At 42.9% G+C, this 25,907-nt stretch carries 24 protein-coding genes and 5 tRNA genes; 15 read left to right on the top strand and 14 right to left on the bottom strand.

The features are described from left to right. Positions 1-29 precede the first annotated feature (29 nt). From AC5YCI_RS09000 to recN, 4 genes are all read right to left on the bottom strand, one after another. A complete protein-coding gene (locus AC5YCI_RS09000) occupies positions 30-800 on the bottom strand; it encodes an IclR family transcriptional regulator (RefSeq protein WP_496129381.1) in 771 nt (256 codons plus the stop codon). A gap of 297 nt (positions 801-1,097) precedes the next feature. Next, entirely contained in the window at positions 1,098-1,541 is a 444-nt protein-coding gene (ruvX, locus tag AC5YCI_RS08995; protein ID WP_496129382.1) for a Holliday junction resolvase RuvX, read from the bottom strand. Then, positions 1,534-2,091 carry a YqgE/AlgH family protein gene (locus tag AC5YCI_RS08990; RefSeq protein ID WP_496129383.1) on the bottom strand — a complete coding sequence of 186 codons (558 nt, stop codon included), beginning with the start codon at positions 2,089-2,091 and terminating at the stop codon, positions 1,534-1,536. The genes ruvX and AC5YCI_RS08990 overlap by 8 nt, the downstream gene beginning before the upstream one ends. An 87-nt stretch (positions 2,092-2,178) precedes the next feature. Next, the gene (gene recN / locus AC5YCI_RS08985; RefSeq protein WP_496129384.1) at positions 2,179-3,840 is read right to left on the bottom strand and encodes a DNA repair protein RecN; all 1,662 of its coding nucleotides are present in this window, start codon (positions 3,838-3,840) and stop codon (positions 2,179-2,181) included. Positions 3,841-3,953: 113 nt separating this feature from the next. Here recN and AC5YCI_RS08980 point away from each other — a divergent pair, with 113 nt between their 5' ends. The 4 genes from AC5YCI_RS08980 (at position 3,954) to AC5YCI_RS08965 (ending at position 7,466) form a co-directional block, all read left to right on the top strand. After that, positions 3,954-5,282, top strand: coding sequence for a tetratricopeptide repeat protein (locus AC5YCI_RS08980; RefSeq protein WP_496129385.1), 1,329 nt, complete (start codon positions 3,954-3,956; stop codon positions 5,280-5,282). 77 nt (positions 5,283-5,359) lie between these two features. Continuing rightward, complete coding sequence (ppnP, locus tag AC5YCI_RS08975; protein WP_496129386.1) at positions 5,360-5,683, top strand: pyrimidine/purine nucleoside phosphorylase; 324 nt, start codon at positions 5,360-5,362, stop codon at positions 5,681-5,683. A 113-nt stretch (positions 5,684-5,796) separates the two neighbouring features. Continuing rightward, positions 5,797-6,549, top strand: a complete 753-nt coding sequence (rlmB, locus tag AC5YCI_RS08970; RefSeq protein ID WP_496129387.1) for a 23S rRNA (guanosine(2251)-2'-O)-methyltransferase RlmB — start codon at positions 5,797-5,799, stop codon at positions 6,547-6,549. A gap of 2 nt (positions 6,550-6,551) precedes the next feature. Continuing rightward, positions 6,552-7,466: a DMT family transporter gene (locus tag AC5YCI_RS08965; RefSeq protein WP_496129388.1), complete on the top strand. Its 915-nt coding sequence runs from the start codon at positions 6,552-6,554 to the stop codon at positions 7,464-7,466. A 10-nt stretch (positions 7,467-7,476) separates the two neighbouring features. On the opposite strand, the gene coaE is transcribed toward AC5YCI_RS08965, so the two are convergent. The 4 genes from coaE to pilB are packed head-to-tail and all read right to left on the bottom strand — an operon-like array spanning position 7,477 to position 11,903. Further along, entirely contained in the window at positions 7,477-8,076 is a 600-nt protein-coding gene (gene coaE / locus AC5YCI_RS08960) for a dephospho-CoA kinase (RefSeq protein WP_496129389.1), read from the bottom strand. A 10-nt stretch (positions 8,077-8,086) separates the two neighbouring features. After that, positions 8,087-8,944: a prepilin peptidase gene (locus tag AC5YCI_RS08955; protein WP_496129390.1), complete on the bottom strand. Its 858-nt coding sequence runs from the start codon at positions 8,942-8,944 to the stop codon at positions 8,087-8,089. Further along, positions 8,944-10,170 carry a type II secretion system F family protein gene (locus AC5YCI_RS08950; RefSeq protein WP_496129391.1) on the bottom strand — a complete coding sequence of 409 codons (1,227 nt, stop codon included), beginning with the start codon at positions 10,168-10,170 and terminating at the stop codon, positions 8,944-8,946. The genes AC5YCI_RS08955 and AC5YCI_RS08950 overlap by 1 nt, the downstream gene beginning before the upstream one ends. Positions 10,171-10,199: 29 nt before the next feature. Beyond that, the gene (gene pilB, locus AC5YCI_RS08945; protein ID WP_496129392.1) at positions 10,200-11,903 is read right to left on the bottom strand and encodes a type IV-A pilus assembly ATPase PilB; all 1,704 of its coding nucleotides are present in this window, start codon (positions 11,901-11,903) and stop codon (positions 10,200-10,202) included. Positions 11,904-12,181: 278 nt separating this feature from the next. On the opposite strand from pilB, the gene tpiA reads away from it, so the two are divergent. The 11 genes from tpiA (at position 12,182) to AC5YCI_RS08890 (ending at position 19,371) form a co-directional block, all read left to right on the top strand. Continuing rightward, positions 12,182-12,973, top strand: a complete 792-nt coding sequence (gene tpiA, locus AC5YCI_RS08940; RefSeq protein ID WP_496129393.1) for a triose-phosphate isomerase — start codon at positions 12,182-12,184, stop codon at positions 12,971-12,973. Between the two features lie 13 nt (positions 12,974-12,986). Beyond that, on the top strand, positions 12,987-13,316 hold the full coding sequence (gene secG, locus AC5YCI_RS08935) for a preprotein translocase subunit SecG (RefSeq protein ID WP_496129394.1): 330 nt from the start codon (positions 12,987-12,989) through the stop codon (positions 13,314-13,316). Between the two features lie 41 nt (positions 13,317-13,357). Continuing rightward, positions 13,358-13,442 (top strand) — tRNA-Leu (locus AC5YCI_RS08930). A gap of 45 nt (positions 13,443-13,487) precedes the next feature. Beyond that, positions 13,488-13,564: transfer RNA gene (locus AC5YCI_RS08925), tRNA-Met, on the top strand. Between the two features lie 68 nt (positions 13,565-13,632). Further along, positions 13,633-13,709 (top strand) — tRNA-Met (locus AC5YCI_RS08920). Between the two features lie 70 nt (positions 13,710-13,779). Beyond that, positions 13,780-13,856, top strand: a tRNA-Met gene (locus AC5YCI_RS08915). A gap of 86 nt (positions 13,857-13,942) precedes the next feature. After that, a tRNA-Met gene (locus AC5YCI_RS08910) sits at positions 13,943-14,019 on the top strand. Between the two features lie 211 nt (positions 14,020-14,230). Further along, entirely contained in the window at positions 14,231-14,755 is a 525-nt protein-coding gene (rimP, locus tag AC5YCI_RS08905) for a ribosome maturation factor RimP (RefSeq protein WP_496129395.1), read from the top strand. Positions 14,756-14,786: 31 nt separating this feature from the next. Next, positions 14,787-16,271 carry a transcription termination factor NusA gene (gene nusA, locus AC5YCI_RS08900; protein WP_496129396.1) on the top strand — a complete coding sequence of 495 codons (1,485 nt, stop codon included), beginning with the start codon at positions 14,787-14,789 and terminating at the stop codon, positions 16,269-16,271. Between the two features lie 8 nt (positions 16,272-16,279). After that, positions 16,280-18,967, top strand: coding sequence for a translation initiation factor IF-2 (infB, locus tag AC5YCI_RS08895; RefSeq protein WP_496129397.1), 2,688 nt, complete (start codon positions 16,280-16,282; stop codon positions 18,965-18,967). Continuing rightward, positions 18,967-19,371, top strand: coding sequence for a ribosome-binding factor A (locus AC5YCI_RS08890; RefSeq protein WP_496129398.1), 405 nt, complete (start codon positions 18,967-18,969; stop codon positions 19,369-19,371). Before infB ends, AC5YCI_RS08890 begins: the two co-directional genes overlap by 1 nt. Before the next feature lie 54 nt (positions 19,372-19,425). On the opposite strand, the gene AC5YCI_RS08885 is transcribed toward AC5YCI_RS08890, so the two are convergent. The 6 genes from AC5YCI_RS08885 to AC5YCI_RS08860 are packed head-to-tail and all read right to left on the bottom strand — an operon-like array spanning position 19,426 to position 25,655. Then, positions 19,426-19,833, bottom strand: a complete 408-nt coding sequence (locus tag AC5YCI_RS08885) for a Na+/H+ antiporter subunit G (protein WP_496129399.1) — start codon at positions 19,831-19,833, stop codon at positions 19,426-19,428. A 10-nt stretch (positions 19,834-19,843) separates the two neighbouring features. Beyond that, the gene (locus AC5YCI_RS08880; protein ID WP_122898902.1) at positions 19,844-20,122 is read right to left on the bottom strand and encodes a monovalent cation/H+ antiporter subunit F; all 279 of its coding nucleotides are present in this window, start codon (positions 20,120-20,122) and stop codon (positions 19,844-19,846) included. After that, positions 20,119-20,637: a Na+/H+ antiporter subunit E gene (locus AC5YCI_RS08875; protein ID WP_496129400.1), complete on the bottom strand. Its 519-nt coding sequence runs from the start codon at positions 20,635-20,637 to the stop codon at positions 20,119-20,121. The genes AC5YCI_RS08880 and AC5YCI_RS08875 overlap by 4 nt, the downstream gene beginning before the upstream one ends. Beyond that, complete coding sequence (locus AC5YCI_RS08870) at positions 20,637-22,448, bottom strand: monovalent cation/H+ antiporter subunit D (protein WP_496129401.1); 1,812 nt, start codon at positions 22,446-22,448, stop codon at positions 20,637-20,639. Before AC5YCI_RS08870 ends, AC5YCI_RS08875 begins: the two co-directional genes overlap by 1 nt. Further along, positions 22,448-22,813 carry a Na+/H+ antiporter subunit C gene (locus tag AC5YCI_RS08865; protein WP_496129402.1) on the bottom strand — a complete coding sequence of 122 codons (366 nt, stop codon included), beginning with the start codon at positions 22,811-22,813 and terminating at the stop codon, positions 22,448-22,450. Before AC5YCI_RS08865 ends, AC5YCI_RS08870 begins: the two co-directional genes overlap by 1 nt. 1 nt (position 22,814) lies before the next feature. Beyond that, complete coding sequence (locus AC5YCI_RS08860; protein ID WP_496129403.1) at positions 22,815-25,655, bottom strand: monovalent cation/H+ antiporter subunit A; 2,841 nt, start codon at positions 25,653-25,655, stop codon at positions 22,815-22,817. Between the last annotated feature and the right edge of the window lie 252 nt (positions 25,656-25,907).

Below are 25,907 nucleotides of genomic sequence, written 5' to 3'. Positions count from 1 at the left end.
CATGTTGAACATGGGCGGAGTATAAAACCTTAGGCCTTGCCTTGCTCAAGTGCCAGAAATTTCTTTTCAATTAAAGCTGCATTCTCTTGTAAAATCTCAATAAGTTTCTGTAAATTTACAAATTCAAAACGATTTTTAGACGCAAGTAAGGTTAAAGCCAAAGGTGGCTCTTTAGTTGAGAATTTAACTGGTACCGAAAGACCGGCAATATGGGGATCGAGCTCACCATTTGAAAAGTAATAGCCCTGTTTTTTAATTTTTTTCATTAAGCTTAAAAATTCTTCTTCACTATGGGCAAAGTTAACTTCGGCCAGTTGAGCAGAAAAGCGTTGGTAATAGTCTAAAATTTGCTGTTTAGGCAAATGTGAAATAATCGCTTTAGGCGAAGAGCCTACATAGACAGGACGTGGGCAACCTCGTCCATAAGACAATAAGCTCATGTTTTTAAATACTTCATCATGTAGATCAATACATGAGTCGTAGTTTAGATGCGTCAGTAAACATGAAAACTCGGTGCGCTCCACAATATCTTTAATAAACGGAATGCTAATTTGCACTAAAGGGTCAGTGGTTCTAGAAATATAATCCAGCACAGCAATTTTAGAGCCTAAGGTGTAATCGCCTGAAGTACCGCTTAAGCGCTGTAATAATTCGGCAGAAACCAATTCTTTTAAATAGCGGTAGCTAGTGGGTTTAGATAGGCCAAGCTCTGCACTGATAATATCGACATTAATCACCGGTCGGGACACCGAAAAAAGATCTAAAACAGTCAGAATTTTACCAAAACTAGAAAGCGCCATAATTACCTGCGTACTCAAAAAAGGGTTTAATCAATAGTAATTCTCGATTACTTTACAACAAAAACGCCAAGCCGCGGCAAAGCTTTTACTTGGCTTTAGTAAAATGACTGATATTTATAAATAAATTTAAGAAAAGCATGTAATTTTAGAGACTTATGATGCTGAAGTTTTATTTTGATTCTTTGTATAAGAGATTAAGAGCTGAAAAAACTTAGATTTGGGAGAGATTAGGTCTGTCATTCACTCATGCTGTTTAAATCGACAATAAAAAAGCACCTCATCGGTGCTTATTGTGATTTAAGGTTTTAGACCTTGAGGGTCGCGGTACCAACTTTCGATAAACAAAGCCGCAGCGATACTATCCGCGGCAATATTTTTACCACGACCATTGGCTTGATAAGATACAAGTTCATCGCGTGCTTCACGGGTGGTTAAGCGTTCATCGACCATCAACGTTTCAATATTGGTTTGATGACGTAAGCGACGTGCAAACTTACGTGCGCGTGCAGAAAGTTCAGATTCTGTGTCATCCATATTTAAAGGCAAACCCACCAAAAATAGGCTAGGTTGATATTGTTGCACGATCTTCAGTAAGTTGTCCCATTGAGGAATCCCATCGCGCATGGGAAACAAGGCGAGGGGATGACTACTTTGAATGAGTGATTGCCCAACGGCCATGCCCATTTTTTGTGTACCAAAGTCAAAAGCCATAATCATATGGGGCTGATTTAAATCAGGCATGTCCAATCTCAGAAGATAACCAAGTGCGGTCGAGGCCTAGTTTTTTATAGGCTGCATCCCAGCGCTCGGCATAAGGTAAGTTAAAAATTAAATCCATATCAGCATCACAGACTAACCATTCACCGCGGGCCAGTTCTTGTTCAAGCTGATTTTTATCCCAACTGGCATAGCCAAGTGCAATTTGATAATTGCCTACACCTTGATTATGGGCAATCGCATCTAAAATGTCTTTAGAGGTCGTAATACACACATTTTCACCGACCGCGACTGAAGAATGCCAAGTGGGCTGTCCTGTGTGTAGGACAAAGCCCGCCTCAGGGCGCAATGGACCCCCTTGTAAAACTTCGTGTGGGTTCACATGGTCAGCAGTGATTTCAAGGTCATGTAATAACTCTTTCACCTGAATACCAGATGGGCGGTTAATGATAATGCCTTGGGCACCGTCTGCGTCATGCCGAGCCAGATAAATGACGGTATTTGCAAAAAAGTCATCCGCTAAATCCGGTGGGGCAATAAGGCAACGGTGCGTCAAATATTGTTTATTTGGCAATGCGGCAATTCTCCTTTTTTGCGTAAATCTCTCTATCCAAGTTACTAGAGTCAGACCAATAAACCAATGTCTTTTTGTGTATTTACATTACAACTGTTGGAATTTGAGCTGACGTAACTGTTTGGCATGTTGTAAGGTGGTTTGATTAATTTCAATGCCACCTGTCATACGGGCTAATTCTAAAATACGTGCTTCTTCATCCAACTCAAAAATGGTACTGCTGGCTGGGTCAGTCTGTTGTTTTTGCACCAATAAGTGCTGATCAGACTGAGCTGCGACCTGCGCTTGATGGGTAATACATAAAATCTGCACATGTTGTGCCAAGTCAGCCAATAGGCGTCCAACAATTTCCGCAGTACCCCCACTGATACCCACATCAATTTCATCAAAGACTAAAATCTCGGCATCGGTTTTCTCAGCATTCATGACTTGCATCACTAAAGCAATACGCGATAACTCACCGCCCGACGCGACTTTGGCCAAAGGTTGTGCTGGCATGCCTTTATTGGCAGTAAACAGCAATTGGATCAGGCTTAAGCCTTCAGCATTTGGCTGCTGTAAAGCTTCAAATTTAAACTCAAAATGCGCCTCAGGCAGCGCCAGTTGTTTGACATGTTCGGTCAGTTTAAGCGCCAAAGGCCCTGCTGCATCACGGCGTAATTGATCTAGGGCTTGGGCGTGTTGCATAAACGCTTGTTCAGCAATCAGCACTTGCTCTGCTAAGGTTTCAGGGTCTTCGAGCTGCTGTAATTGTTCAAGTTCAGTTTGCCAGGCCTCATATTCTTGTTTGAGTTGTTCTGGTTGGCTGCGGTATTTACGCGACAAACGATGGAAGACTTCCATTTGAGTATTTAACTCTTCCATACGCTCAGGATCAAAACTTTGACGATCAATAAACTGACGAATGCTGCTGGTGGCATCATCGAGTTCACTTTGTGCATTGAGCAAAGCATTGTAAATATTGCCAAGTTGTTCACTACGTCCGGCATGATCTTCTAAGCGGCGAATAATACTAGAGAGTTCTTGATTAAGATTTTGTTCAGCATCATCTAAAGCGGTGAGGGCATAACCGCAATCTTGCATAATACTTTCATGATGACTTAAGCGATCAAACTCTTGCTCAATCTCTTGATAGTCGAGTTGTACGATGTCCTCGAGTTCTTCAAGCTGTAACTCAAGAGTGGCGAGGCGCTGTTGGCGGCTTGCTTGTGCATCAAGGGCAGCTTGATGCTGACGAATGGTATTTTGCCAAATTTGATACGCATCGCGTACAGTTTGTGCAGGTTGTTGGAGTTGGCTATAACGATCTAACCAATGTTTAGGATAGGGCTGTTCTAGCAATTGTTGCTGACTATGCTGACTGTACAATTGGACCAATAAACGGCCCAATTCTTTGAGCTCAGTTAAACTACTTGGTCGGCCGTTGATCCAAGCTTTCGAGCGACCAGTGGCAAAAATCACTCGGCGTAAATGGATTTCGCCTGAATCATCATCTAGCTCTTGTTGTTTTAGCCACTTGGCTTCGGGGCTATGCTCTTTATAGCTAAATACCGCGGTGACATCGGCCTTATCGCAGCCAAAGCGTACATAATTGGTATCAGTACGTTCGCCTAAACAGGCAGATAAAGCATCTAATAATAAGGATTTACCAGCACCGGTTTCACCTGTTAACACATTAAAACCACTGTTAACGTCAAGGGCAAGGCGTTCAGCTAAAGCAAAATTGATCAGAGTTAAATGTGTCAGCATAAACCCATCCAGGCTGCAAAAAAATGAATTAAAAATCGTCAGCTTTTTTTTGTCATCGCCAGACTTTTATTCTAAGATGACGTAAAACATAACAATTCTATATTAAATTAAATATGAAAATACAATTAAGTTTTTCCAGTTCGCCTTATAAAACATTAAAACAACAACCTGAAGCAATACCGGCTGGCAGTGTGCCCACAATCCCAGATCAAAGCGCCTTAAAACAACGACTCGATACATTGAGTATTGCTTTTCGTAATGCAATTGCGCTTTCAGATTATGTTGCTGCACATCAAGCTGTGACTGAGGTTTTAGCCTTAATGCCCAATCATCCTACTGCAAAGATGGATTTAGCTTTTACTGAGCTACGTTTAGCGCGCTATTCAGAGGCGTATCAACATTATTTAGACGTATTGCAACTGCAACCCAATGAGCAAATTTACCATGTTTATGATGGCTTAGTAGAAGTTTGCTTGGCCTTAAATTTAACCCAAGAGCGACAAAAATATGGTGCTTTAGCGTTGTTACATAAACAACGCCAAGTGGAAAAAAATCATATTTTGACTTTTCCTCAACAGCGCCCTGAGTTTGATCCGAGTCAAGCCGAAGCAAATATTATTAGTTTTGCTTTAAATAGTGCAGACCCACGTTATTGTGAAAGTGCCATTTTAAATGTGCGTTATGCGCGAGATATTTTCCCTGAATGGACTTGCCGCTTTTATATCAATGATGCTGTGCCAATCGACGTGCAGTTACGTTTAAAAATTGCTGGGGCAGAGCTTAAAAAAGTCCCTCAGCATCAACAACATTATCCGGTTGAGTTTTGGCGTTTTTGGGTTATGGGTGATCCACAGGTTAAATTCTTTTTAATTCGTGATGTGAATACGTTGCTATCACGCCGTGAACGTGCTGCGGTCAACGATTGGTTGGATAGTGAATATTGGTTCCATCATATGCGAGACTATGCAACGCATACCGAACTTTTACTGAGTGCTTATTTAGGCGGTTGTTTTGGACCGTTTAAACATATTGAAAGCATTTTGCAGCAATATTGGCAATTGCATCAGCAAACACAAAAAAAGGACCAAGAATGGTACTTTTTAAGACAAATGTGGCCCACTATTTCACGTAGTTTACTGACTCACGATTCCCAAGGCTATAGCAGTGACGGTATCGCATTTCCGGATTACGTGGCCAAAAATGATTATGAAAAAGCCAACTATTTTTACGTTGGTGCAGATTTAGCAACTCCTGTGGTGGAAGTCAAAGTACACGAACCAGATGCACAACAGGTACGTTGGCATTTAGTGGATGAGCAGCATAATACGGTCTGTGCTTATGATGCCAAGGTAGATACAGGCAAGATCCGCATGAATTTACCGCGTGCTTATGCCGAACATTTAACGACAGGGCAGTGGAAAATATGCCTGCAAGCGTATTGATCAATTGATTAGTTGTTGGCGCAGATTTAAACTACAGCGATTGGAAGATTACAACATACTATTTGTGGAGAAAAAGCATGTCGACGCAGTTTGATCATGTATCTGTGGTAAAAAAATCAAATGTTTACTTTGGCGGTTTATGTATCAGTCACACGGTACAATTTGCTGATGGAACAAAAAAAACCCTAGGCGTGATTCTGCCAACGTCGCAAGCATTAACGTTTGAGACGCATGCTCCAGAACGTATGGAAATTATTTCTGGTGAATGTCGTGTGCAAATTGCTGACAGCACTGAAAGTGAATTGTTCCGCGCTGGTCAATCTTTCTATGTGCCAGGTAACAGCCGTTTTAAAATTGAAACAGATGAAGCACTAGATTACGTCTGTCACTTCGAAGGCTAATCCAAGCAATTTTACAGTGAATCAGTTAAACTGTAGCAATCGAAATCCTGTAAGGTGTACTTTGCAGGATTTTTTGTTTTTGGCATTGTCACAGTTAAATTTTGAGGTCGTTCATGGCTAAATTAGAATATTTTTATGGCGTTCACTCTGTGGAGTCATTGTTAGAGCTTGAGCCTGAGCGCGTTTTGAATCTATTTACCTTAAAAGGTCGTGATGATCAGCGCTTAAAAAATATTTTGGCTCTTGCAGAACCCTTTGGCATTAGCGTACAGCAAGCCAGCCGCGATAAATTAGAAAAAATGGCAGGCCAACCCTTCCATCAAGGCGTAGTGGCAGCGGTACGTCCACATCCAACCTTAAATGAACAAGATTTAGAAGATTTACTTAAACAAAATCCCAAGGCCTTGTTATTAGCTTTAGATCAAGTCACTGATCCGCATAACTTAGGTGCCTGTATTCGTACCGCAGCAGCGATGGGTGCAGAAGCAGTGATTGTACCGCGTGATCGTTCGGCAAGTTTAACGCCTACCGCACGCAAAATTGCTGCCGGTGGTGCCGAAAAAGTTAAATTTATTCAGGTCACTAACTTAGCGCGTACCCTTGGCAATATTAAAGATGAGTTTAATGTGCAAGTGGTCGGCACCATGCTAGATGAAAAAGCCTTACCTATCCAAGAGTTTGATTTTACGGGTACAGGGATTTGTATTGTGATGGGCGCAGAAGATACGGGTTTACGTCCAATTACCCAAAGTCAATGCGACCAAACTGTTTACATTCCAATGGCGGGTAATTTACAAAGCTTAAATGTAAGTGTGGCAACGGGTATGGCGCTATACGAAGCATGCCGTCAACGTAACGGACAATAGGCATGTCACCCAGATACCAAGGTTATTTATTTGTTCTGATTACCATGTGTATCTGGGGCGGCTTTACCCTGACAGCCCGCCTCAGTGCCAATTGGCATATTAGTGCTTGGGATATTACCGCGCTGCGTTTTGCCTTGGCATTTTTAATCTTAATGCCGATTCTAATCTACAAAAAAGACACTGCTTTTTTATGGAGTAAAAAGGCATTTAGCTTGGCAATGATTGGCGGTTTAGGATACTGCTTGATTTGTTATCAAGCCTTTCATTACGTACCTGCCGCGCATGCTGCGATTTTTTTAAATGGTTGTATTCCGCTGTGTACTGCACTTATGGCATGGCTATTGTATAAAGCACCATTTGATAAAAACACATGGATCAGCGTGGTGATTATGCTGCTGGCGATTGGCGGGATGAGTTACCTCATGTACCAAGAAAGCGGAATTGCTTTTGGCTTGGGTGATTTACTGTTTTTTATCAGCGCATTGCTGTGGGGCACATTTAGTGTGTTGCTACGTCAATGGAAGCTCTCTGCTTGGCATTCAATGGCCAGTGTTGCGATTTGGTCAGCTCTGGTTTACATCCCAATTTATCTGCTATTTTTGCCTAAAAATTTAAGTGAACCTGAGCCAATACATTTGCTGCTACAAACTATTTTTCATGGCATCTTTGTGGTGATTATTGCGACTTTAACTTATGTTGAAGCCATTAAACGTTTAGGGGCATTTAAAGCGGGCAGTATTGTGACCCTCGCGCCTTTTATGGCGGCTATCTTGGCAGTTCCGCTGCTCAATGAGCCTTTAAGTATGGCGATTATTTGCGGTTTAGTGGGGATGGCGATTGGTGCTTTGCAACCATGGCGTTGGCTGGGGCGTAAAGATCCTCTAGCCGCTAAATTGGCAGAAAAAAAGCAGTCTTAAGACTGCTTTTTTATTGTTCGCTTAAGGCTAAATAGTGTAAATGCAGCGGTCTTAATTGTGCATATAAATGCTCAAGCTCGCCATCATTGAGCACAATATCATCTGCCAACGCTTGTTTTTGCTCACGCGACATTTGGGCGGCAATAATACTTTGGATTTGTTCTAAACTTTGTCCATCACGTTGTGAAGCGCGCTCAATTTGTAACTCGACACTCGCATCAATCAATAGTGTACGTGAGGTGAGTTGGTTTTGCTGACTTTCAAATAAGAGTGGCGAGACCAAAATCACATAGGGGCTAGTGGCTTGTTCAAGCTGTTGAATAATCGATTGGCGAATCGCAGGGTGGGTAATTTGATTTAAGGTCTGCCGAGCATCTTGATGGCTAAAGACATGCTGACGTAAGGCACGACGATTAAGTTCGCCATTGTCGAGTAATACCCAGTCACCAAAACTTTGCACCAATTGTTGTAGTACAGGTGAACCTGCTTCGACCACTTCTCGTGCCACAATATCAGCATCAACTACAGTGATGCCTTGTTGTTCAAACCATGCACTGGCTGCAGATTTTCCGCTGCCAATACCACCTGTTAAACCCACAATCAACCGCATCTCGTTTTCCTTAACCTAGGTAAATTTGCATGATTTTCTCGCCCCATAAAAAGGCAATCCAACCCGCAATTGCAATATAGGGACCAAAGGCAAAAGCCTGATTCTCTTGGCGGATTTTTAGTAAAATAATGCCAATAATCGCGCCTACCACAGATGAAAGTAGCACAATCAAAGGCAGCATTAAAGGGCCCATCCATGCGCCTAAAGCAGCCAATAACTTAAAGTCACCGTAGCCCATGCCTTCTTTGCCTGTCACCAATTTAAATAGGTAATACACGATCCATAAGCATAGAAAACCAATCACATAACCCCAAATGGCTTGGGTAGGGGTGATATACAAGGCATAACTATTGACGATTAAACCTAAGGCTGCCAGTGGGAGTGTGTAGCGATCAGGAAGTAATTGGGTATCAAAATCAATAAAGGTCAAAGCAATCAGCACATAAGTCAGCACTAAACCAAACAGCATTTGCACTGTAGGGCCCAATACTGCCACCACAGTTAGCGCACAGGCTGCGGTTAGCAATTCAATCAGCGGGTAACGCATGCTAATGGGATTTTGGCAAGTGCTACATTTGCCGCGTAACACTAACCAACTTACGACTGGAATATTTTGATACCAGCGAATAGGGGTCTTACATTGAGGACAGCTCGAGGCAGGTTGGCTTAATGTTAACTTGCTGTCATCAATGATGGGGTGTTCAGGATGAATCAGCATTTGGCATTCATTGTGCCATTCTTGCTGCATCATTTTTGGGGTGCGATAAATCACCACATTTAAAAAACTGCCAATACACAGACTAAATAGTCCAACCACGATATACAGCGCAGTTGGGTTGTTGCTTAGAAAATACACAATGTCTTGCATTAGACCACAGAGCCCATTTGGAAGATTGGCAGGTACATGGCAATGACTAAACCACCCACTAACACACCTAAAATTGCCATAATTAATGGCTCCATCATAGAGGTTAAGCCATCCACTGCGTTATCGACTTCGTTTTCATAGTGCGTTGCGACTTTATCCAGCATGGCATCTAAAGCACCTGATTCTTCACCAATCGCCACCATTTGAATCGCCATAGAAGGGAATTTGTTGGTTGCGCGCATGGCAAACTGTAATTGTTGACCAGTTGAAACATCATCACGAATTTTGAGTACGGCTTCTTCATACACCACATTATTGGTAGCGCCAGCAGTTGATTCCAATGCATCAATTAACGGTACACCCGCGGCAAAGGTGGTGGCTAAGGTGCGGCTGTATCGCGCAATAATGGCTTTATAGATTAAGTCACCAAAAATTGGCAACTTGAGCGCAGCTTTATCTAAGCCATCACGGAATTTTTTACTGCGTTTTTTCGCTTCTAAAATCAGAGCAATCGCAATGGCAATACCAATAATAAGAATAAACCAGTAGCTTTGCATCCAGTTTGACATATTCACCACCATTTGCGTAAAGGCAGGTAAATCGGCACCAAAGGAGCTAAACAGGTCTTGGAATACAGGTACCACTTTGACCATCAAGATAATGGTAACAATCACCGCCACTACAATCACGGTGGCTGGATATTTCATGGCTTTTTTGATTTTTTGCTTGAGTAGCTCACTCTTTTCTTTATAGACCGCCACACGGTCGAGCATGGTTTCTAAAGCACCAGATTGCTCACCCGATTCCACCAGTGAACAGAATAACTTGTCAAAATGCTGCGGATATTTACGTAGCGCGCCAGCAAAGGTATTACCACCTTCAACTTCGCCTTTAATCCCCAGTACTACTTCACGCATGGCAGGGTTGTCTAAACCTTCTGCCACAATTTCAAAGCTTTGTACCAAAGGCACACCGGCTTTCATCATCGTTGCAAGTTGACGGGTAAAGATGGTGATATCTAAGGTCGTAACCCGTTTTTTGGTAAAAGCTTCAAGAATATTTTTTTTCTTTTCTCGAATGGTCTTAATGGTAATCCCTTGCTTACGGAGGGTGACTTTAGCCAAAGCCATATTCCGTGCTGGAATTTCCCCCTTAATTTTTATCCCCTTACGATCAACACCATCGTAGATGAAAGTTGGCATCATCTGTGCTTTTTTGACAGCCATGCAAGTTATCCTTATTTTAAATACTTGGTCTATTCGCTGGTTACGCGGTTAACTTCTTGTAAAGACGTTACCCCTTGCATCACTTTAAGTAAGCCTGAACGACGCAGGTTACTAAACCCCAATGCTTGTGACTGCTTAGAAATTTCAATCGAGTTGGCATCTTCCATAATCAATTTAGAAATTTCAGGCGTAATTTTCATGACTTCATAAATCCCCACACGCCCTTTGTAGCCTTCACGACATTCACTACAGCCCACAGGCTGATAAATTTGAAACTCTTGTTGTAAATCTTCTTCGGTAAAGCCCATTTCCAATAAACTGTTTTTGGGAATCTCAATTGGTGCTTTACACTGTTTACATAAACGGCGTGCTAAACGCTGTGCAATAACCAGGTTTACCGAAGTGGCAATATTAAACGAAGGCACACCCATATTACGTAAACGGGTTAAAGTTTCTGGCGCACTGTTGGTATGCAGCGTTGACATTACCATATGACCGGTTTGTGCCGCTTTAATGGCAATTTCTGCTGTTTCTAAATCTCGAATCTCACCGACCATGACAATATCTGGATCTTGACGTAAGAATGAACGCAGTGCCACGGCAAAGGTTAAACCGACTTTAGGATTGACGTTAACCTGATTAATACCCTCTAAGTTAATTTCAACCGGATCTTCGGCAGTGGAGATATTGGTATCTTCACGGTTTAAAATATTTAAACCTGTATACAGGGATACGGTTTTACCCGAACCTGTTGGCCCTGTAATGAGTAACATGCCTTGCGGTTTATCTAAGGCTTCCATAAACAGGGCTTTTTGCTCGGGTTCATAACCTAAAGCGTCAATACCCAGCATGGCACTCGATGGATCTAAAATACGCAGCACGATTTTTTCACCAAACAGGGTAGGCAGCGAGTTGACACGAAAATCGATGGCTTTAGTTTTAGAAATTTTAAGTTTAATGCGTCCATCTTGCGGCACACGTTTTTCGGAAATGTCCATTTGTGACATGACTTTTAAACGTGCCGATAAACGCGTGGCCAATTGCAAAGGTGGAGTGGCAATTTGACGCAGTACACCATCAATACGATAGCGCACACGATATACCTTTTCATAGGGTTCAAAGTGCAAGTCCGATGCACCCATACGAATCGCGTCAATCAGCAACTTATTAATATATTTAACAATTGGTGCTTCATCTTCTTGCGTTGGTTCATCGTGATCATGATGCGGTTCGGCATCGGCTTGTAAATCTAGATCAAGATCTTCGTCAAAATTAAAGGTGGTATCTTCAGCAAAGTTGGCTTCAATCGCACGTTCGAGTTTGTCGTGTTCAACAATCACCAATTCAACATTTTTTTTGCTGTTAAAGCGAATGGCATCTAAAGCATCAATATTGGTGGGATTACTGGTGGCTAAGTAAAGCAAGTGACCGCGTTGATAAATGGGTAAAACGCGATATTTTAAAATTAACTTGTCTTCAATTAAGTCATGAACTAAGTGAGAGGAGTCGTAAGCGTTTAAATCAAAGAGTGGTTCACCAAATTCTTGAGAAATTTTTTCAGCAATCGCATAAGGTGAAATATTTAAATGTTCAATTAAAAAAGGGACGATATCTTGTTCAGTTTTTTTGGCACTTAAGATCGCCTGTTGCATTGCTTCAGCGGCAATGATGCCGTCGTCGACCAAGCGTCGAATAAAGCCTGTGAATTTAGGCGCCCCGTGTGTAAATGACATGCCCCAATCGTCCTCAACATAAATTGTTTATAATACGTATAACAAAATTATACTTTTGTTGCGTGAAAATACTATATCCCAAAGTGTGGTGTTTACCTTAAATATAGATTAAAAATTGAATGAGTTAGAATTAAATCCATGCTTTTTCAATATTTAAGCTCAAGGCATCGACTGACTTGGAATTTGTAAATTCGTACAGTGTAAGAAAGTATGCTTGAAAATTTACAATTCCGTGTAGAATATGCGCGTTTTTATGAATTGTTTTTTATAGGTCATCTATGTCGGCTTCGACCATTACCCCTTGGGTTGTAGGCAACTGGAAAATGAATCCAGTGCAGGCACAAGCACAGCAATTGCTCAATGAATTTAAACAATTATTGCAAGAGCAACCCATTGCAGAAGAAAAATGTCACTTAGGTATTGCGCCCACTATGTTGGCTTTAGGTACTGTACAAGCACAATTGGCTGATGCTGTCCGCCCTGTGTATAGCGTCGCGCAAGATGTGTCGCGTATTGCAGGTACCGGCGCTTACACAGGTGAGGTGAGTGCTGAGTTGCTGGTGGATCATGGCATTGCTTATGTATTGGTAGGTCACTCAGAACGCCGTGAAATTTTTGCTGACGACCGTGAACGTTTAAATGCCAAAGTTCAAAATGCCTTAAATGCAGGTCTAAAAGTCATTTATTGCGTAGGTGAAAGCTTAGAACAACGTGAAGCGGGTCAAGCAGAAGCTGTGGTATTACAACAGATTTGTGATATTGCGGCCGTGGTGTCAGGTGATGCATGGGCCAATATTATTGTGGCTTATGAACCTATTTGGGCCATTGGTACCGGTAAAACCGCTTCTCCTGAAGATGCACAAGCCATGCATGCCAAAATTCGTGAAGGCTTAAAGCAAATTACTAGCTACGGCGCCAGTACAGCAATTTTGTATGGTGGTAGTGTAAAAGCTGAAAATGCAGTAGAGTTAGCGGCCTGTCCTGATATTAATGGTGCACTTGTTGGCGGTGCATCACTCAATGCCCAATCTTTCCATCAGATTGCTTTAGCATTTGCCAATACACAATAATTAGGAGTACAGCATGCAAACTTTTGTGCTGGTCGTACATATTATCTTAGCCTTGTTAATGATCGTATTAATTTTAGTACAGCACGGTAAGGGTGCAGATGCTGGCGCTTCGTTTGGTGGCGGCGGTGCAGCAACAGTGTTTGGTGCCTCAGGGTCGGGTAACTTTTTAAGTCGTTTAACTGCAATTTTAACGGCATTATTTTTTGTCACCAGTTTAACCCTTGCAATCTTTGCTAAGAATCAAAGCAATGACTCGTATAGCTTAAAATCGGTCTCTAGCACACAGACTGCACCGGTAACATTGCCTGAAACTTCACCAGTTGCACCAAAAACTCAAGAATAAGCTTCCCTTTTTGTCAAGGAAGGCTTAGAATGCGTGCTGCTGCGGTGGTGGTGGAATTGGTAGACACGCTACCTTGAGGTGGTAGTGCTTTCGGGCGTGGGGGTTCAAGTCCCCCCTTCCGCACCAACTTTAATCCAGAAGTTAAGTTGGTGTAAGCAGCAAATCTGTTGATGCGGGATGGAGCAGTCTGGTAGCTCGTCGGGCTCATAACCCGAAGGTCGTTGGTTCAAATCCAGCTCCCGCTACCAATCTTATTTAGCATACAAACTAAATGAGGGTTTAACTTGAAGTTAAATCAGAAAATTTTGTATATCGTTGCGGGATGGAGCAGTCTGGTAGCTCGTCGGGCTCATAACCCGAAGGTCGTTGGTTCAAATCCAGCTCCCGCTACCAATCTTATTTAGCTTGCAAACTAAATAAGCATTTAGCCTTTAAGTTAAATGAAAAAATTTGTATATGTTGTTGCGGGATGGAGCAGTCTGGTAGCTCGTCGGGCTCATAACCCGAAGGTCGTTGGTTCAAATCCAGCTCCCGCTACCACTTTTAATTAAGCCAGAACTTAATTAGTGCGATTGATTTTTAGATTGAAAATTAACCGTAATACAGATATAATTTTTGCACGTTGATGCGGGATGGAGCAGTCTGGTAGCTCGTCGGGCTCATAACCCGAAGGTCGTTGGTTCAAATCCAGCTCCCGCTACCAAGTTTTCTAAAGGCTCACAAAAAGGTGGGCCTTTTTGCACAGTGGGCATTTGTTTTCTGTGTAATAATGAGGGCGATTGACGCCCTTTTTTATTGGCTATCGTGTAGTGTCGACATCAATTGGTCAAATAGTCATGTTTCACTACTATTATAGTCCTGTCCAATCTTATGGTCGTTCTGACCATTGAATCGCACAAAATTGACGAGAGTAAATGAAGCTATCAAATAAAACTCAAGCACTCCAAGACCTAATCGCTCCGGCTGTGCAAGCTTGTGGTGTTGACCTATGGGGCATTGAATTCTTGCCACAAGGGAAACGTTCTTTATTACGTATTTACATTGACAAAGAAATCGATCAAAACGCAGCGCCTGTTTTAGATGAAGACGGTGAAGAAGAGCAAGGTCGTGGTATTGGTGTACAAGATTGTGTTCGCGTAACACAACAAGTTGGCGCAATGCTCGACGTGCATGATCCAATTTCAGGTGAATACTCATTAGAAGTATCATCACCAGGCTGGGATCGTCCGTTTTTCCAATTAGAACAAATGCCGGCTTATGTAGGTCAGCAAGTGGCATTACGTTTGATCAGTGCTGTAGATAACCGTCGTAAGTTCCAAGCAAAACTTGTTGCTGTGGATCTTGAAAACGAAATGATTCAAGTGGAAGTTGAAAAACAACAAGTGTTGGACATCGACAGTCACAATATTGATAAGGCAAATTTGGTCTACCAAGACTAATTTATAAAGAATCTGAACGAATAGGTGACTTATGGCACGTGAAATTCTTACCGTAGTAGAAACGGTTAGTAACGAAAAAGGTGTACCTCGTGAAGCAATTTTCGAAGCGCTTGAGCAAGCGTTAGTTGCTGCGACGAAAAAGAAATTTTACGAAGGCACACACTCGGAAGAAGCACAGTTACGTGTAGAAATCGATCGTAAAACAGGTGATTACCGTACTTTCCGTCAATGGGAAGTGGTGGCTGATGAAGATCATGAAATGCCAGCATGCCAAGATGCGATCTCTGATGTTGATCCTGCAAAATGGTCAATTGGCGACATTCGTGAACTTGAAGTTGAATCAATCGATTTCGGTCGTATTGCTGCGCAAATCGCAAAACAAGTCATCGTACAAAAGATTCGTGAAGCAGAACGCGCGTTAATCGCAGATGCTTATGAATCGAAAGTCGGTGAGCTGATTTACGGTGAAGTGAAAAAGCAAACCAAAGATGGCTTTATCATTGACTTAGGTGAAAATGCTGAAGCGTATCTTGCACGTGAAGAAATGATTGCAAAAGAAATTTTGCGTCCTAAACAACGTGTTAATGCGATTTTATTTAACGTAAACCGCGAAGGTCGTGGCGCACAGTTACAACTTTCACGTGCTAAACCTGACATGCTGATTGCGTTGATGAAAAAAGAAATTCCAGAAATTTCTGAAGAAATCATCGAAATTAAAGCAGCTGCACGTCAACCTGGCGTTCGTGCTAAAATCGCTGTAAAAACCAACGATCACCGTATTGATCCTGTAGGTGCTTGTATTGGTATGCGTGGTACACGTATCCAAGCAGTCCAACAAGAACTTAATGGTGAACGTATCGACGTTGTGGTATGGTCAGATGATCCAGCGCAATACATCGCAAGTGCTTTAGAACCTGCTGATGTATCAAGTATTGTGATTGATGAAGATGCAAAAACTGCAGATATCATCTTTGCAACCAGCGATCAGCTTGCTCGTGCCATTGGTTCACAAGGTCAGAACGTACGTTTAGCGTCAGAATTAACTGGCTTTAAACTCGATATGATGCTTGAATCAGAGTACCAAGCACGTCAACAAAATGAAGCACAACAATATCTAGACATGTTTGTGTCGCGTCTTGATATTGCTGAAGACCTAGCAATGGCTTTAGTGGAAATGGGCTTCACTTCGTTAGAAGAAATTGCATATGTTCCAGCGGAAACATTCGATGAAATCGAATTAGATGCTGCAACAGTTGAGATGTTACAAGGCCGTGCTAAAGAAGTAGCTTTAGCAGACGCACTGAAACAACAGGAAAATATCCAGGATCCAAGTGCTGAACTTCTAGCAATGGAAGGAATGACACAAGAGATTGCCTACGCGCTTGCTGCTCGTGGCGTGGTCACTGTCGATGATTTGGCAGACCAAGCTACTGATGATATCGCAGATATCGAAGGTTTAGGTGCTGAGAAAGCGGGTCAACTCATTATGAAAGCGCGCGAATCATGGTTTAACTAGGAGGTAATATGGCGGACAAGTCGATTAAAGATTTGGCATTGAGCGTTGATCGCTCGGTTGAAACACTTTTAGAGCAAGTTCGTGATGCAGGTTTACCGCAACGTAAGCCTGAAGATATTATTTCCACAGAACAACAAGATACCCTCGTGAACCATTTGAAGAAGATTCATGGTCAAGACGTGGGTCAAGCAGGACAAATCACGTTGAAACGTAAAACAACCAGCACCGCTAAGGTAGCAAGTACCTCAGGTAAGGCGAAAACTATTAACGTAGAAGTTCGCAAAAAACATACCTTTGTTAAGCCTGATCCAGAACAGATCAAAGCTGAAGCATTGGCAAAAGCTGAAGCTGATAAAGCGGCGAAAGCTCAAGCTGAACAAAACCAACCCGTGTCTGGCGCAAACAAAGCAAGCCAAGCTTTAGAAGCAATGCGTGCCGCTGCAAAACAAAGCAGCGAAAAGCAAGAAGTGTCTAAAGCGGCTGTTGTGGTAAAACGCAAGTCAACCAACAAGCCAGTGGTAAAATCACAGATTAAGCCTGTGGAAACCCCTGAGCAAAAACGTGCGCGTGAAGCACAAGCAGCACAGTTAAAAGCGACTGAAGAAGCAGCACGTCGTCGTGCAGCGGAAGAAGCGCAGCAACGTACGCTTGAGCAAATGCGTCAAATGGCGTCTAAGTATTCAGCTGAAGACAACGCGCCAACGATTCGTGTTGTAGATGATTCTCCACTTGCTGCGGGCCTTGTGGGTCAAGCATATGAAGATTCATTTAACAAAGAAGACCGCGAAATCAAGCGTGGTACCAATACGCCAGCTGCACGTTCACCGAAAAAGGGTGGTCGTCGTGGTGAAGAGCAATCTTTCCGTGATAACTCGCATAAACGCGGTTTAAAAACAAGCCAATCAAACAAACATGGCTTTGAAAAACCAGTTAAAAAGCAAGTTTATGATGTAGAAATTGGTGAAACGATTGTCGTTGCTGACCTTGCTGCCAAAATGGCAATTAAGGTGCGTGAAGTGATTAAATCGCTCATGAAAATGGGTGAATTGGTTACACAAAACCAAGCGATTGATCAAGAAATTGCAGCATTAATTGTAGAAGAAATGGGTCATAACCCAGTTCTTGTGTCTGATACGCAAGCAGAAGACAACCTTCTTGAAGCGGCTGAAGAAGCGCGTGGTGCGCAATCTACTCGTGCGCCAGTGGTTACCATCATGGGTCACGTTGACCATGGTAAAACTTCGCTTCTTGACCGTATCCGCCGTGCCAAAGTTGCAGCGGGTGAAGCAGGCGGTATTACACAGCATATTGGTGCTTACCACGTTAAAACTGAGAAAGGTATTATCACTTTCTTAGATACACCAGGACACGCGGCGTTTACTGCGATGCGTTCACGTGGTGCGAAAGCGACTGATATCGTGGTGCTTGTTGTTGCAGCAGATGATGGTGTAATGCCACAAACTGCAGAAGCAATTGACCATGCACGTGCTGCGGGTACGCCAATCATTGTTGCAATCAACAAGATGGATAAAGAATCTGCTGATCCAGATCGCGTATTGAACGAATTAACGACCAAAGAAATCGTGCCTGAGCAATGGGGCGGTGACGTACCAGTGGCAATGGTGTCTGCGCATTCTGGTCAAGGTATCGACGAACTTCTTGATTTAATTCTTATTCAATCTGAATTACTTGAATTAAAAGCATCTGAAGAGGGTGCGGCACAAGGTGTTGTTATTGAAGCACGTGTAGACAAAGGCCGTGGTGCGGTAACGTCTATTCTGGTTCAAAACGGTACTTTAAAAGTAGGTGACCTTGTTCTTGCAGGTGCATCTTACGGTCGCGTTCGTGCCATGACTGATGAAAACGGTCAACGTATTAAATCTGCAGGTCCTTCAATCCCGGTTGAGATTTTAGGTCTTCCAGAAGCGCCAATGGCGGGTGACGAAGTTCTTGTTGTCAATGACGAGAAAAAAGCCCGCGAAGTTGCCGATGCGCGTATGGATCGTGAACGTCAAAAACGTCTTGAGCGTCAATCTGCTATGCGTCTTGAAAACATCATGGCGTCTATGGGCAAGAAAGATGTGCCTATCGTCAATGTTGTTCTTAAGACTGACGTACGCGGTACTTTAGAAGCTCTTCACGTGGCGCTTGCTGAACTTGCAACTGACGAAGTGAAAGTACGTATTATTGGTTCAGGCGTAGGTGCAATCACTGAGTCTGATGTAACACTTGCTGAATCTTCAGAAGCGGTTCTTCTAGGCTTTAACGTCCGTGCTGATACTACGGCACGTCAAAAAGCAGATGCAGATAGCATCGATATTCGTTACTACTCAGTGATCTATCAATTGATTGATGACGTGAAAGCAGCGATGAGCGGTAAACTTGCCCCAGAACACCGTGAAACAATTCTTGGTGTGGCGCAAGTACGTGAAGTATTCCACTCAAGTAAATTTGGTGCAGCTGCCGGCTGTATGGTGCTTGAAGGCGTATTACATCGTAATAAACCGATTCGCGTATTACGTGATGACGTGGTTGTATTCCAAGGCGAGCTTGAATCACTTCGTCGTTATAAAGAAGTGGTTGAAGAAGTTCGTGCTGGTATGGAATGTGGTCTTGCGGTTAAAGGCTATAAAGACATCAAACCACTTGATAAGATCGAAGTGTACGATGTGCAATTAATTAAACGGAGTCTTTAATGGCGGGTAGTCAACGTCTGAAGCGTATGGCGGATACAGTACAACGTGAGTTGTCTGAGTTAATCCGTCAGGAGCTGAAAGATCCGCGCTTAGGTGGTCTAGTGACCATCTCTGCGGTGAAAGTCAGCCCAGACTTAGGTTATGCGGAAGTTTATGTGACTGTGATGGGTCGTGAGCTTGGCGATGAGCAAAGTGAAGTGGCAAATAAAGAAACCTTGGAAGTGTTAAATAAGGCTTCTGGTTTCTTACGCCATGAACTCAGTCGTCGTATCAACACACGTATCACACCACGTTTACGTTTCCATTACGACAAAACCAATGCATATGGTAACTATATGTTTGGTCTTATTGCAGAAGCTGTTAAGGATTTACCTGCAGCGGATGACAAGAAAGACGACGAATAAGTTGCTATAAAAAAAGCCACCTTCGGGTGGCTTTTTTTTGGCTATTCATTTTGCTTAAGTGATATCACTATTATCGTGTTTGACTTGCTTTTGATAGCGCTTAAAACTGCGACGATGCTTTTGCCAAGGCAGTGGTCGTTCTAAGCTTTCAGGCACATCACCACTCATAGAGCGTAGGCGTAAATGCAGTGCAGCTTGTGCCATGAGGTTGGCTGATACAGGGGCAGTAATAAAGGCAAATAAGGTAATTAATACCTCTGCAAAACCAAAACGTCCATGGGCAGCTGAAAATACAATGGCTGCCAACAAAAAGCCACCTAAACCTAGAGTACTGGATTTAGTTGGAGCGTGTAAGCGCATAAATAAATCCGGTAGGCGTACCATGCCAATCCCACCGACCAACATAAATAATGCCCCAATCACCAAAAAGATCGACACTAAAATTTCTAAAGCTAAATACATCATTTTGCTCCTAGTCGATCACATGGCCAGTGGTAAAATAACGTGCCAAAGCAGCGGTGGATACAAAACCAAGCATTGCAACCAAAAGTGCGCCTTCGAACAATGAAGTGCTGGTCCAATAAATCCCTAACACCACCACTAGACCTGTCGCGTTTAAAAATAAAGTATCCAACGCCAAGAGACGATCTACAATGGAGGGCCCAATCACTAAACGATACAAGCACATTAACATAGAGATGGTGATTGCCAAGAGACTAATTCCTAAGGCATAAGGCAAAATTGTGGTCATGCCGCATCTCCTATCTTTACATCAAAAATTTGTAGTAATGGCTGCTCATAGCGGGCTTTAATGGTGCGAATTTCTTCTTCAACATTATCAGTGCTTAACGCATGGACCAAAATATCGCCACGGTCTTGGTCAATACCGGCAGTGACTGTACCTGGGGTAGTGGTAATGATCATCGCCAGTAAAGTGTTGACTTGTTCATGCTGGGTTTCTAGCGGTACACGAAACCATTTTGGCTGTAATTGATCGGTGGGTCCTAGGACTAATTTAGCTACACGCACATTAGAAATCACAATATCCCAAAGCACGACTAAAAACAGTTTGATGGACGGCAGCCAGTGAATATCTGGTGTGCGTTCTACAAAGGGTCGAATTAAGCGTGGAATAACAATCGCCAAGATGAATGCCATGACTAAAGTGCCAATCGCTAGACTATGAGCCAGCATAATCCAACTGGCGGCAACTAAAACCGAGACAAAGGGATGTGGAAACCAGCGCTCAAGAAAGCTGTATTGCATTAATGCGCCTCCTGTACAGGTTGTAGTTTGTCACCTTGTGGATCATTAATTTCCTGTTCTTGTGCAGCAATTTGACGCTGTTTAAACTCAGAAATATGCTCACCTTTTAGTGTGTTTTCTGAGATCACATACGGGATTAAATGCGCATTTGGATCAAGACTTTCACCACCATATTTGGTTTCAGGTAAATTTTTCGGGTCATAAGGTTGTACGCTAATGATCTGATTATCACCATCACGTTTTAAAATCGTCTGCTCATAGAGCGGATTATTTTGTATTTGTGCTGCAGTATTTTGCATATAACGCTGAATCGGCGCTGCAAAAATGACATAAGCCATTAACATACTCAGTAAAATATAAATCGCAGCATCATTACGTAGAGGTGCTTTGTTTGGCAGGGCTTGATAGGCCACATAAGCTTCTGTATTGACGTCATCTTCAGGTTTGGTAGCGCGCCAAAATAAAATAAAGCCTACACGGGTAAAGCCAATAATACTGATTAAACTCACCAGTAAAATAATGCCAATAATCCAGCCTTGATAAGCATGACCTGCTGTGGCTTGCAAGATAAATACTTTACCTAAGAAACCACTAAACGGCGGTAAACCGGCCATCATTAATGCAATGACTAAAAAGGTGAGCGATGCTGCTTTTTGCTGCTTCATTTGCGGAGCAACTTTTAAATGATCTTTAAACTCGCCGCGTTGTGAAGTGATCCAGCCACTTAATAAATATAAGGCCGCAGCAATTAACGTACTATGCAGCATGTAATATAAGGCACCTGACCAAGCTTGAGTATTTTGCATGGCAATTGCGACTAAGATCGTCCCCACAGAGGATAAGATCATAAAGCCAACAAAACGACGTAAACGCTCAGCTCCTAAAGCGGCAACTGCACCATAGAGTGAGGTGACTAAACCAATCACCAATAACCAAGGCATTAAAATGTTGTGACTGAAATTGTCGTCAAACACGGTGCCATTGACACGTAAAATCGCATAAACCCCGACCTTGGTCATGATGGTAAAAAATGCAGCGACTGGAGTTGCGGCAACAGCATAAGTTTTAGGTAGCCAGAAACCGACAGGCAACATGGCAGCTTTAATACCAAATACCACAAACAGCATTAAGCCACCTGCCACAGCCAGTTTATACTGGTCGGGTTCAAGCAGGGGCATCAGACGTGCCACATCGGCCATATTTAGGCTACCAACACTGCCATAAATCATACCTAAACCAATTAGGAAGAGGGCAGAGGCCAGGAGGTTAATGGTGACGTAGTGAATGCCCAACTGAAAACGTGCCTTGCCTTGACCATGCAAAAGCAGCACATAAGAAGCCATTAACAGGATTTCAAAGAACACAAACAGGTTAAATAAATCGCCTGTTAAAAATGCACCACACAGTCCCATAATTAAGAAATGAAACATGGCATGGAAATAGCGACCGCGTTCATCCCATTGACGGCTGGCATACCATAAAATTGGCATGGCCAAGCCATAAGTCAGCATTAGCATCAGAGCAGAGAGCTGATCTAAAACCAAAATAATGCCAAACGGTGCTGCCCATTCACTTAAATTATAAGTAATGATCTGCCCGCTGCTGGCATAGCTCAAATAGCAAATGGCAGTGGCTAAGCCTAAAGCCGTCGATACATAGCTGATACCACGTCGCCATGGCTGACGCCAATCATAGGCCAATGAGCCTGAGCCAGGGTTGCCTAGCAGCACTAAAATAAATGCAGTGCAGGCAGGGATTAAGATACTAAAAATAGGTGCATGTTGCTGCCAAAATTGGAGAAGATCAGTCATTATGGCTCATCCTCACGTGGGTCAATGGCAGGCAAATCTTCTTTTGAGTCAACGTGATCTGTCCCGGATTCATAACGACTACGTAATGCAAGTTGCACAATAAAAGCGGTAGTGGCAAAACCAATTACAATTGCAGTCAGCACCAAAGCTTGTGGCAATGGATCAGTGGCCTGTGTGGTTTCAGTTAATACCGCTGGTGCATTAAGTTGTACACGCCCCATTGTGAATAAGAAAATATTCACTGCGTAACCAATCATGGCAAGTCCCAACACCACCGGAAAGGTACGCGCGCGTAGGATCAAATAAATCCCAGCTGAGACCAAAAGACCAATGGCAGAGGCTAATAAAAATTCTAAGCTAATCATCTTATTTCCCCTTTGGTACAGGACCAGTCATGGTCGAGTGACGTGAGTCGCCAAGTACAGAAATCAGTAGCATTCCTGCGCCAACGACGGTGATGTATACCCCTAAATCAAACAGGGCAGCAGACGCTAAATGCATCTCACCAATCAAAGGTGGTGAGACATAAATGTGGGCGCTGGTGAGGAATGGGCGACCCCAGAACCATGAACCTATGCCAGATAGAACAGCAATGACTAAACCTGTACCAATCCAAATCTCATACAGACGACCGGATTTAGCTTTCAACATCTGTTCAGTTTGATCTTGCCCAAGGGCAATATATTGAATGACTAAGGCCATAGAGGTAACTAAACCAGCAATGAAACCACCACCGGGTAAGTTATGACCACGCAAAAAGATGTAAACACTTACTACTAAAGCCAGCGGTAAAATCCACGAAGCGGTCATGCGTAGCATTAAAGGTGATGGATTAAAGCGATAGGTCAAACCTTGGGTAATGGTGGTGCCATGCGCGCGCATACCATCCATCATACATAGTGCACCAATGGCAGCGATGCCAAGCACAGTAATCTCGCCAAAGGTATCAAAACCACGGAAATCTACTAAGATCACATTCACAACATTCGTACCGCCACCGAGTGGAATAGATTGCTGCATAAAGAACCATGAAATTGAATTGTGATCACGGGTCATAATGAGCCAAGCAATCCAACCGACGGCAAAGCCACCCCCAATGGCAATAATGGCATCACGCCAACGACGTGAGCGACTAGATTCATAAGGCGTTAGCTGTGGCAATAACGATAAGCTCATCAACAGGAGTACAGTGGTCACGACATCAACTGTAATTTGTGTTAAAGCTAAATCTGGCGCAGATAAGCCGACAAAAACCATGGTGACAACTAAGCCAATTGCACCACTGATTAATACCGCTTTAATACGCTCATGATGGAACCACAGCATCATCCAGCACGCTGAGAACAATAACAACCATAATACGATAGCTAAAATTGGCGCTTGAGTGAGTTCGCGTGTACCTGTACCTAAACCTTGGAAGATCAGTGGCATGCCAACCAGAGTAATGGTAAAGACAATAATATAAAACAGATAGCTTTGTAAGGAGCCATTTTCGGTGCTGCGCTTGAGTTTTCGCGCAAACTGTAATAGATGTTTTAAAGCATCTTCAAACAGTAATTTACCTTGTAGCTTGCCTAAATATGGGTCGAGGTCAATCTCACGTAAGCGGCCACCTTTGGCGAGCGCGAAATAGAAGACTAAACCACCGATCAATGCAATTACACTCATCAATAAGGGTGCATTAAGACCATGCCAAATGGCCAAATGCGTGCCTTCAAAGGCAAAGTTTTGTGTACTGGCGCGTGCTGTCGCGTTGACAATCGGTTCAACCAAAAGTGCAGGCAACAAACCCACTAAAATACACAGTACAGCTAACAAAGTGGCCGGTGCACGCATACCAAACGGTGGTTCATGCGCATCTTTATTGGGCACATTTTTGCCAAGTGGGCCATCAAAAAATACGCCGTGCACCAAACGGGTTGAATATGCCACAGCAAAAATGCCAGCTAAGGTTGCGACCACAGCAGAGGCAATCATGACAGGGCCACTTAAATTGGCCAATAGCTCAGTAAAGAACATTTCTTTAGACAAGAAGCCATTGGTCAACGGTACGCCTGCCATAGATGCTGCAGTAATCATGGTCAGGGTGGCAGTAAAAGGCAGTAACTGCCAAAGACCAGATAACTTACGTAAATCCCGGGTACCGGATTCATGGTCGATGATCCCTGCAATCATAAACAGGGCGGCTTTAAAGGTGGCATGGTTAATAATGTGGAAAATCGCCGCAGCAACAGCCAGCGGTGAACCAATCCCCAATAAACACATGATTAAACCAAGATGACTAATGGTCGAATAGGCCAATAGACCTTTGAGATCTTCTTTAAAGATGGCAAAAAAGGCTGCCATACATAAAGTAAATAGACCCACAAAAGTCACAATATTATGAAATAGTGCGGCACCCGCAAAAATAGGTAATAAACGCGCTACTAAGAAAATACCAGCTTTCACCATGGTTGCCGAGTGCAGATAAGCCGAAACTGGTGTTGGCGCTGCCATGGCATTGGGTAACCAAAAATGGAAAGGAAACTGTGCACTCTTGGTAAAAGCACCCAGTAAAATCAACAATAAAGTGGGTACAAACAAGCCATGACTTTGAATTTGATCGGTCATGGTTAAGATCCGATCAATTTCGTAGGTGCCTGTGATTTGTCCAAGCAACACAAAACCACCCAGCATAGCCAAACCGCCCATACCGGTAATGGTTAAGGCCATACGTGAACCACGTTGGGCTGCGTCGTAATTGCTCCAATAACCGACCAATAAAAATGAGGAAATACTGGTCAACTCCCAAAAGGTCAGCAATAAAATTAAATTATTAGAGAGAGAAATTCCTAGCATAGCTGCCATAAACAGCATCAGCAGTAAGTACAACTTACTTAAGGAATTTTTAGGGCTTAAATAATAATAAGCATAAGTAAAAATTAAAGTACCAATACCGGTAATTAATAGGGCAAAAAGTAGGGCGAGCGCATCCAAGCGGAAGCTAAAATTTAAACCTAATTCTGGCAACCATGTCCAAGTTTGCGTAATGACCTGCCCATCAAAAACATCGGGGGCGTGTAAAAGCAAAAGAATCAAACTGCTTAAACTGACCCCGATTGCCGCGAAAGCCGTTACCCCGCGCGAAAAATTCTTCAGCCACGAGACAAGGGTGGTGCCTAGTACTAGCGGTAATAAGATAATAATCGGTAGCACACTGATATCCATTGTCGTGATAGGTCAAAAACCTAAGAGTGAATCTTATTTTTTCAAGCTTACAGGATCACAAAGAGTCATCCAAAGAGGCTCAAGCTTGAAAACCAAAGGTGTTTACAGGTGTATATAACAAGTTGTGTTGCGCAACTTGATGAAAAAAGCTACAGTAAAATCGGATTTTACTATAAAAGTGTTGATTTTATCTGATCTTATTACATGAACAAAACAACTTCAAACACTTTCGCGCAGACATAACAAAAACAT

The sequence above is a fragment of the Acinetobacter sp. CY17 genome (assembly GCF_059515825.1).
Note: the sequence above shows the minus strand (reverse complement) of the source record. Positions and strands in the feature narration are given on the sequence as shown.